The 8,944-nt window shown below is 63.4% G+C and carries 7 protein-coding genes; all 7 read right to left on the minus strand.

Annotation, left to right across the window (positions count from 1 at the left end; genetic code table 11):
- Positions 1–55: 55 nt before the first annotated feature.
- Genes M0808_RS28245 through M0808_RS28275 form a run of 7 tightly spaced genes read right to left on the minus strand, consistent with a single transcriptional unit; the run spans position 56 to position 8,510 of the window.
- On the minus strand, positions 56–1,057 hold the full coding sequence (locus tag M0808_RS28245) for a diguanylate cyclase (RefSeq protein WP_025112221.1): 1,002 nt from the start codon (positions 1,055–1,057) through the stop codon (positions 56–58).
- 48 nt (positions 1,058–1,105) lie between these two features.
- A complete protein-coding gene (locus tag M0808_RS28250; protein WP_098967417.1) occupies positions 1,106–2,116 on the minus strand; it encodes a chemotaxis response regulator protein-glutamate methylesterase in 1,011 nt (336 codons plus the stop codon).
- Positions 2,113–4,407: a hybrid sensor histidine kinase/response regulator gene (locus M0808_RS28255; RefSeq protein ID WP_247843175.1), complete on the minus strand. Its 2,295-nt coding sequence runs from the start codon at positions 4,405–4,407 to the stop codon at positions 2,113–2,115. The genes M0808_RS28250 and M0808_RS28255 overlap by 4 nt, the downstream gene beginning before the upstream one ends.
- Complete coding sequence (locus tag M0808_RS28260) at positions 4,404–5,099, minus strand: chemotaxis protein CheW (RefSeq protein WP_007964201.1); 696 nt, start codon at positions 5,097–5,099, stop codon at positions 4,404–4,406. The genes M0808_RS28255 and M0808_RS28260 overlap by 4 nt, the downstream gene beginning before the upstream one ends.
- The gene (locus tag M0808_RS28265; RefSeq protein WP_247843176.1) at positions 5,096–6,373 is read right to left on the minus strand and encodes a CheR family methyltransferase; all 1,278 of its coding nucleotides are present in this window, start codon (positions 6,371–6,373) and stop codon (positions 5,096–5,098) included. Before M0808_RS28265 ends, M0808_RS28260 begins: the two co-directional genes overlap by 4 nt.
- The gene (locus tag M0808_RS28270; RefSeq protein ID WP_223008213.1) at positions 6,370–6,888 is read right to left on the minus strand and encodes a chemotaxis protein CheW; all 519 of its coding nucleotides are present in this window, start codon (positions 6,886–6,888) and stop codon (positions 6,370–6,372) included. The genes M0808_RS28265 and M0808_RS28270 overlap by 4 nt, the downstream gene beginning before the upstream one ends.
- The gene (locus tag M0808_RS28275) at positions 6,888–8,510 is read right to left on the minus strand and encodes a methyl-accepting chemotaxis protein (protein WP_247843177.1); all 1,623 of its coding nucleotides are present in this window, start codon (positions 8,508–8,510) and stop codon (positions 6,888–6,890) included. The genes M0808_RS28270 and M0808_RS28275 overlap by 1 nt, the downstream gene beginning before the upstream one ends.
- Positions 8,511–8,944 lie beyond the last annotated feature (434 nt).

Here is an 8,944-nt window from a genome sequence, read left to right on the forward strand (position 1 = left end):
ACACCTCGGTCGGCCCCCTCTCCCTTTGGGAGAGGGCTGGGGTGAGGGTAAGCGTTTATTCGATCCCGACCTGATTACGGCCATTGTTCTTGGCCAGGTACAACCCGCGATCCGCCGCCGAAATCAGCAGCCGGCAATCGCTGCCCGCCTGCGGCACCATGGTCGCCAGACCGATGCTGATGGTCAGGCTCGCCCCGTCGCCCGGGGTGTTGTGCGGAATCTTCAGCGCCGCCACGGTCTGGCGCAGTTTCTCCGCCACCAGCCGCGCGCCGCCCGGCGAGGTGTTCGGCAGCACCAGCGCGAACTCTTCACCGCCGTAGCGGGCCGGCAGGTCCGACGGTCGGGCGCTGGCGTCGCGGATCGCCGTGGCGACCTTGCGCAGCGCCTCATCGCCTTCAACATGACCAAAACTGTCGTTGTAGGACTTGAAGTAATCGACGTCGATCATCAGCAACGACAACTGGCTCTGGTCGCGCAGCGAGCGGCGCCATTCCAGCTCCAGGTACTCGTCGAAGTGCCGGCGGTTGGACAGCCCGGTCAGCCCATCGGAGTTCATCAGCCGTTGCAGCACCAGGTTGGTGTCGAGCAATTGCTGCTGGCTGACGCGCAACGCACGGTACGCCGCATCGCGCTGCAGCAGGGTCATGTAGGAGCGCGAGTGATAGCGGATGCGCGCCACCAGCTCGATGGTGTCCGGCAGTTTCACCAGATAGTCGTTGGCCCCGGCGGAAAACGCCGCGCTCTTGATCAGCGGGTCTTCCTTGGTCGACAGCACGATGATCGGGATGTCCTTGGTCGCCGGATGATTGCGGTATTCGCGCACCAGGCTCAGGCCGTCGAGGCCGGGCATTACCAGGTCCTGCAGAATCACCGTCGGCTTGATCCGTACCGCCTGGGCGATGGCCTGGTGCGGATCGGAGCAGAAGTGGAAGTCGATGTTCTCTTCGTTCGACAGCCCACGGCGCACGGCTTCGCCGATCATCGCCTGATCGTCCACCAACAACACCATGGCGGCGTTTTCGTCGGTTTTAATGTCGTCGATCTGTAAATCATTCATGGGCGGTCACCTGAATACTGCGGGGGCCAGGATTGCGGAATAGCCTGTTCATTTGGGGAAAACCTCCAGCAACCGTGGCGCTATCTTTTCCAGTGGACGGATTTCGACGGCCGCATCGATCGCCGCTGCTGCCTTGGGCATGCCGTACACCGCACTGCTTTGCTGGTCCTGCGCGATGGTCAAATAACCCTGCTGGCGCATGAGCTTAAGCCCTTGCGCCCCGTCGCGTCCCATCCCGGTCAATAAAACCCCGACGGCATCGCCGTTCCAATAGCTGGCGACACTTTCGAAAAACACGTCGATCGAAGGCCGGTAGATCTCGTTGACCGGCTCGGCGGTGTAGGCCAGCGTGCCGTTTTTCAATAAACGAATATGGTGGTTGGTGCCGGCCAGCAGCACCGCGCCGGCCTGCGGTGGCTCGCCCTCGCGGGCCAGGCGTACATCGAGGCCACTGGCGCTGGCCAGCCATTCGGCCATGCCCGCGGCAAACACCTGATCCACGTGCTGCACCAGCACGATGGCGGCCGAGAAATGGCGTGGCAGGCCCTTGAGCAGGACTTCCAGCGCGGCCGGTCCGCCGGCAGACGAGCCGATCGCCACCAGCCGCTTGCACGACGCCGAACTGCGGTGAGGCGTCGGCACCGGGCGCGAGCGCGGGGTTTTCTCGCCGATCAGCCAGCCGATGTTGAGGATCTTGCGCAGCAACGGCGCCGCCGCTTCCTGCGCGTTCCCCGCACCAATGGCCGGGGTGTCGACCACGTCCAGCGCGCCGTGGCCCATGGCCTCGAAGACCCGGTGCACGTTTTGCTGACGGTCGACCGTGACGATAACGATCGCGCACGGGGTTTCGGCCATGATCCGTCGCGTGGCCTCAACGCCATCCATGACCGGCATGATCAGGTCCATCAGGATCAGATCCGGGGTGTTTTCGGCGCACAACCGCACCGCCTCGGCGCCGTTGTTGGCGACCCAGACCACCTGATGCGCCGGCTCGAAGGCCAGCGCGCGGCGCAAAGCCTCCACCGCCAGGGGCATGTCGTTGACGATTGCGATTTTCATGCCCGCGCTCCTCCAATGAGCTCAACCACTGCATCAAGCAGGGCGTCGTCATGAAAACTGGCCTTGGCTAAATAATAGTCGGCGCCAGCGTCCAGTCCACGACGCCGGTCCTCTTCACGATCCTTGTACGAGACCACCATCACCGGCAGCGATTGCAGGCGGTTGTCGCGGCGCAACAGGGTGACCAGTTCGATGCCATCCATGCGCGGCATGTCGATGTCGGTGATCAGCAAATCGAAGTCCTCCGAACGCAGCGCGTTCCAGCCGTCCATGCCGTCTACCGCGACCGCCACGTCGTAGCCGCGATTGAGCAGTAACTTGCGTTGCAACTCGCGCACGGTCAGCGAGTCGTCGACCACCAGAATCCGTTTGCGCGCCACTTCGGCGGCCTGATTGCCATGGCGGGCAATACGCTCCAGACGCCCGGTGTTGAGCAGTTTGTCCACCGAGCGCAGCATGTCTTCGACATCGACGATCAGCACCACCGAACCGTCGTCGAGCAGCGCCCCGGCGGAAATATCCTGAACCTTGCCCAGTCGCTCATCCAGCGGCAGCACCACCAGCGTGCGCTCGCCGACAAACCGCTCCACCGCCACGCCGTAGATTGCGTCACGCTCGCGAATCACCACGACCTTGAGGGTTTCGCCGCTGCTCTGACTGGCCGGACGATTCAGCAACTGACTGGCCGCGACCAGCCCGACATGCCGACCTTCGTGCCAGAAATGCTGACGGCCCTCGATCTGCACGATGTCCTGTGGCTCCAGATCGCACATGCGTTCGATATGCGCCAGCGGAAACGCATAAGCCTCCTCGCCGACTTCGACCACCAGACTGCGCACCACCGACAGGGTCAGCGGCACTTCCAGATGAAAGCGGCTGCCCTCGCCCGCCGTCTGCTCCAGCACCACCGCGCCGCGCAGTTGTCGGACCATGTGCTGCACCGCGTCGAGGCCGACGCCACGCCCGGACACTTCGGTCACAGTGTCGCGCAGGCTGAAACCCGGCAAGAACAGGAAGGTCAGCAGTTCTTCTTCGCTCAACTGCGCGGCAGTTTCTGCCGGTGACAATTGGCGTTCAACGATGCTGCGGCGGACCTTTTCCAGATCGACGCCATTGCCATCATCGCTCAATTCCAGCACCAGCAAACCGGCCTGATGCGAGGCACGCAGGCGGATCAGGCCTTCTTCGGACTTACCCTTGAGCAAGCGTTGTTCCGGGGTTTCGATGCCGTGATCGACCGCGTTGCGCAGCAAATGAGTCAGCGGCGCTTCGAGCTTTTCCAGCACGTCGCGATCGACCTGGGTCTTCTCGCCCTCGATCTCCAGCCTTACCTGTTTGCCGAGGCTGCGCCCCAGGTCTCGAACCATGCGCACCTGACCGGTGAGCACGTCGGCGAACGGGCGCATGCGGCAGGCCAGCGCAGTGTCGTAGAGCACCTGGGCGCGCTGGCTGGCTTGCCAGGCGAACTCGTCGAGCTCGGCGTTCTTTTCCGCGAGTAATTGCTGAGACTCGGCCAGCAAGCGCCGCGCATCTTCAAGGGCTTCCTGGGCCTCAAGGCTCAGCGCATGTTCCTTGAGATGCACGTTGAGGCTTTCCAGTGCCCGCAGGCCATTATTCTGCATGCGTTTGAGACGCTGCATGGTCGCCAGATGCGGCTTGAGGCGCTGGGTTTCGACCAGCGATTTACTCGACAGGTCGAGCAGGCTGTTCAGGCGTTCGGCGGTGACCCGCAACACGCGCTCGCCACCCTCGGTGGTGCGCTTGTTCTTGCGCGGGGCCGGGTCGGAGGTTTCCAACGGTATTTCGATCGATGGCGCCGGGGTTTCGATCGATGCCGGTGCAGACGGCGGCGCCTGCACCGGCAATTCGGCCATGGGCGGCGGCGCGACTGCGGGCGCTGCCGAAGGGTCGAGCAAGCGCACCATCAACGCCACATACGCTTCGATGTCCGGCGCTTGCGGAGCATTGGCCGGCGTGGCGATGCGCATCAACAGATCGGTGCCTTGCAACAACGCATCGATGTGCTCGGGACGCAACAACAGCCGCCCTTCCTGCGCGCTGACCAGGCAATCTTCCATCACATGGGCGACGCTGACACCGCTGTCGATGCCGACGATCCGCGCCGCACCCTTGAGCGAGTGCGCCGCACGCATGCACGATTCCAGATAGTCGGCCTGAGTCGGGTTGCGCTCCAGCGCCAGCAGCCCGCTGCTGAGCACCTGGGTCTGGGCTTCGGCTTCCAGGCTGAACAGCTCCAGCAGCGAGGCGTCGCGCATTTGCTCGGGGGTCATGTGAGGCTCCGGGTCACGGCGGACAGCAGCTGTTCTTCATCCAGCCAACGCAGGCTGCGCCCCCGGAATTGCAGGACACCACGGGTGTATTTGGCGCTGGCCGTGCTGTTGTGCTCACCGCCGGCACGCGACGCGGCGTCGAGAATTTTTTCATCGATGGCGTGGATGCCGTCGACCTCGTCCACCGGCACCACCACCGGTCCGCCGTGGGCGGCGATGATCAGCATGCGCGGCATGATCCGCGCGCCAGTGGCCGGTGCGGCGTTGCCATCAAGGTCGAGCAACTCGACCAGCGACAGGCACGCGACCAGCGCGCCGCGCACGTTCGCCACGCCGAGCAAGGCCCGCGAACGCTGGTGCGGCAACGAGTGAATCGCCTGCAGCGGCGCTACCTCCACCAGGCTGCGGGTGGCCAGCCCCAGCCATTCCTCGCCGAGGCGGAACATCAGCAGCGAACGGGTTTTCACATCGGTTTCGACCGCCACGGCGACCGGATCGCGTTCGTCCTGCTGCAACGCATAACGGTCCAGCAGACGCGTGGCGGCGGCGGAATACACCGCGCAGTTGCGGCAGTGAATATGCTCGGCCAGCAACGGACACGACTTGTCGCCATGAATACCGATACGGTTCCAGCAATCATCGATGGCCCGGGCGTCTTCGTGGGTGACGTTCAAGGTGTCGGACGGGATCATCGTTTACGCTCACTGTCGGCGGTGCGGCCGCTGCGGGCGGCACGTTCCTGCAATCGTCTGGCACCGGCGCTGTCGCCCTGGGCCTGCAGCAAGGCGGCCAGGTGCATCAACGCTTCGGGGTGTTGCGGTTCAAGGTACAAGGCCTTGCGGTAATGACTCTGGGCTTCGAGCGCGGCACCGGCAACATCGCTGAGCAGGCCGAGCCAGTAAAACACCTGCGCCACCGGTTCGTGACTGCGCAGATACTGCTCGCATGCCGCGCGGGCCTCGGCGCTTTTGCCTTCGTTGGCCAGCGCGGCGATGTTGGCGAGCAAGGTCGCCGCGTCCGGGTTGGCGCTTTTGCTGGTCACCGGCAACGGTGCAACGCTGGCAAACGGCCGCGGGCGCACCGGCGGTGGCAGCGGCGGCGGACTGCGCAACGGTTGGCGCACGGGCAATGGCGTGGGGGTCGGCAATGACACCGGCTCCGGCAGCGGATCATTGTGCCGACTGAAGGCGAACGACTGCGGAATACCGATCGAACGCATGCCCAGGCGCCCGAGCAGACTGCCTTCGGCCGGGCCGATGAACAACACGCCATCAACGTGCGTCAGACGCTTGAGCACTTCGAAGACTTGCTTCTGCGTCGGCTGGTCGAAATAGATCAACAGGTTGCGGCAGAACACGAAATCGAACGGTGGCTCACTGGCCAGCAGCGTCGGATCCAGCACATTGCCGGCCTGCAGGCGCACTTGCTCGCGCACCGCTTCGTTGACCCGGTGCCCCTCCGGCTCGGCGGTGAAATGACGCTCGCGATAGTCCAGATCCTGACCACGAAACGAGTTCTTGCCGTAAAGAGCCCGCCGCGCCTTGTCCACCGACAGCGGGCTGACGTCCATGCCGTCGACCTTGAACTGATGCGGCTTGAGCCCGGCATCGAGCAAGGCCATGGCAATCGAATAGGGTTCTTCGCCGGTCGAGCACGGCAGACTGAGGATGCGCAGCGCGCGCATGTTGTTCAATTCGTCCAGACGCTTGCGCGCCAGCTTGCCGAGGGTGGCGAAGGATTCCGGATAACGGAAAAACCAGGTCTCGGGGACGATCACCGCTTCGATCAACGCCTGCTGTTCGTCCCGCGAACCTTGCAGCAGTTGCCAGTATTCATCGCTGTGCGCCGCTTGCGAGAGCGTGGTGCGTTGGCGCACCGCGCGCTCGATGATCGCCGGCCCCACCGAGGTGACATCCAGGCCGATGCGTTCCTTGAGGAAATCGAAAAAACGCTGGTCGCTGCTCATGACTGCGCCCCAAGCGGCGCCGGAAACAGCAGGCTGCGCACCGCGTCATCCAGCAAGTCGTTGACCCGCACCCACTGCACCAGCCCCTGGGCATCTTCGCGCACCGGGCCGAGGTACGGCGCCTGACGATTGTCCAGGCCATACGGCTGAAAATCCTCGGGGTTGCAGCGCAGGGTATCGGTCGCCTGTTCAAGGATCAGCCCGAGCCAGCGCGACGGCTGCTGTTCATCCGGACGGTAATGCACCAGCACCAGCCGCGTACTGGTGCGCGCCTCGGCGGGATGGCCGAAAGTCAGCGCGCTGAGGTCGATGGCCGGTACCACCGCACCGCGATAGGCGAACACCCCGGCGACCCAGTTCGGCGCTTGGGCAATCGGCTTCAACGGCAGGCGCGGCAACACTTCCGCCACCTCGGTGGCGCGCAAGGCGTAACGCTCGCTGCCGATGCGAAACAGCAGGAACAACGCCTGCTTCGCCACCGGCGCAGCGCTGCGTTTGGCGGTGATTTCGCTCATCAGACTTTGAATCGCGAAACGCCGCTGCGCAGCCCGACGGCCACCTGGCTCAGTTCGTCGATGGCGAAACTGGCCTGACGCAGCGACTCGACGGTCTGGCTGCTGGCGTCACCCAACTGCACCAGCGCATGGTTGATCTGTTCGGCACCGGTGGCCTGGGCCTGCATGCCTTCGTTGACCATCAACACCCGCGGCGCCAGCGCCTGCACCTGATGGATGATCTGCGACAGTTGCTCGCCGACCTGCTGCACTTCGGCCATGCCCCGGCGCACTTCTTCGGAGAACTTGTCCATGCCCATCACGCCAGCAGACACCGCCGACTGGATCTCGCGGACCATCTGCTCAATGTCGTAAGTGGCGACGGCGGTCTGATCCGCCAGACGCCGTACTTCGGTGGCGACCACGGCAAAACCACGCCCGTACTCGCCGGCCTTCTCTGCCTCGATGGCAGCGTTGAGCGACAGCAGGTTGGTCTGGTCGGCGACCTTGACGATGGTCACCACCACCTGATTGATGTTGCCGGCCTTCTCGTTGAGGATCGCCAGTTTGGCATTGACCAGATCGGCCGCACCCATCACCGAGTGCATGGTGTCTTCCATGCGCGCCAGGCCTTGCTGGCCGGAACCGGCGAGTACCGAGGCCTGATCGGCGGCGGTGGACACTTCGGTCATGGTGCGCACCAGATCCCGCGAGGTGGCGGCGATTTCACGTGAGGTCGCGCCGATTTCGGTGGTGGTGGCCGCGGTTTCGGTGGCGGTGGCCTGTTGCTGCTTGGAGGTGGCGGCAATTTCGGTCACCGAAGTGGTCACCTGCACCGAGGAGCGTTGGGCCTGGGACACCAGCGAAGTCAGCTCGGTCATCATGTCGTTGAAGCCGGTTTCCACCGCGCCGAACTCGTCCTTGCGATCCAGATTCAGCCGGCTGCTCAGGTCGCCGGTACGCATGATTTCGAGGATTTTCACGATGCGGTTCATCGGCGCCATGATCGCGCGCATCAGCAGCAGACCGCAGGCCCCGGCTGCGAGCACGGCCACCAGCAGCGAGACGAACATGCTGACCTTGGCCGCCGCCACGGCTTCGTCGATGTTGGCCATGGCCTGGTCAGCGACCCGTTTGTTTTCGCCGATGATGTCGTTGAGTTTCATGCGGCCGGTGTACCAGGCCGGGGTCAGCTTCTCGGTGAACAGCTTGACCGCCTCGGCTTCCAGGTTGCGCTTGTGCAAGTCGAGCACCTGATCCTGGATCTGCATGTAGTTGTCGTGATCCTTCTCGAACGCAGCGAACTCGACCCGGTCCTCGTCGGTGGTGACGGTGTTGCGGTAGTTGGCCATCTGCTCCTGCAGGCGCGTCTCGAAGGCCTTGTAGTCCGCCGCGTCTTCGCTGCTGATGCCCTGCCCTTCCTTGAGGCCGAGCAGTTCCTGGGTCTGCAGATAACTGTCGACCCACGCGCCGCGGATCATCGAGCTGTAATAGACGCCGGGAACGGCGTCATCACGCACGCTGCTTTCACTGGCTTCGATCTTCAGCAAGCGTGAATACGAGACAACGACCATCAGCAACATGATGGCGATAATCACCGCAAAGCTCGCCAAAATGCGTTGGCGCAACGTCCAGTTCTTCACAGTGATTCCTCGTGCCTAAGTCGAAATGCGGGGAGTATAGCCGAGGGCGGTGTTTCATTTATAAGACGCTTTTTAACCCTCGGGCCGGCCCGACTTGGTTCGCGGGAAGGCTCTGGGGTGGGACTGTCCGACAATCCGGGGCTGGCGTGCCAGTGATGGAATGGCAAAAAGGGGCGCTGGATCGGTCATTTGCGCCCTCGACATCTCGCCAAATAATGGCAATGCGCCTTTATGCGCAACTTCTTGCGCACTTGATCGCGTTTTTTCGCTACTCGAATTGCTACAGAGCCCGTGTGCCGGAGCCTGTAGCCGAGTGCGCAACTTCTTGCACACCACTGCGCAAGAAGTTGCGCACTTTTCGCCTTTTTTTGGCATGAAACATCTTGAAACATGACCTTTAGAGCAGTTTAACCCCCGGATCACGGAGTCCTTGG

The organism is Pseudomonas sp. MWU12-3103b (assembly GCF_023100615.1).
GTDB classification, from domain to species: domain Bacteria; phylum Pseudomonadota; class Gammaproteobacteria; order Pseudomonadales; family Pseudomonadaceae; genus Aquipseudomonas; species Aquipseudomonas putida_A.

Excerpts from the sequence above, each read along its gene's own strand:
- M0808_RS28245 (WP_025112221.1), bottom strand. The coding sequence starts at position 1,057 with ATGAATGATTTACAGATCGACGACATTAAAACCGACGAAAACGCCGCC.
- M0808_RS28250 (WP_098967417.1), bottom strand. The coding sequence starts at position 2,116 with ATGAAAATCGCAATCGTCAACGACATGCCCCTGGCGGTGGAGGCTTTG.
- M0808_RS28255 (WP_247843175.1), bottom strand. The coding sequence starts at position 4,407 with ATGACCCCCGAGCAAATGCGCGACGCCTCGCTGCTGGAGCTGTTCAGC.
- M0808_RS28260 (WP_007964201.1), bottom strand. The coding sequence starts at position 5,099 with ATGATCCCGTCCGACACCTTGAACGTCACCCACGAAGACGCCCGGGCC.
- M0808_RS28265 (WP_247843176.1), bottom strand. The coding sequence starts at position 6,373 with ATGAGCAGCGACCAGCGTTTTTTCGATTTCCTCAAGGAACGCATCGGC.
- M0808_RS28270 (WP_223008213.1), bottom strand. The coding sequence starts at position 6,888 with ATGAGCGAAATCACCGCCAAACGCAGCGCTGCGCCGGTGGCGAAGCAG.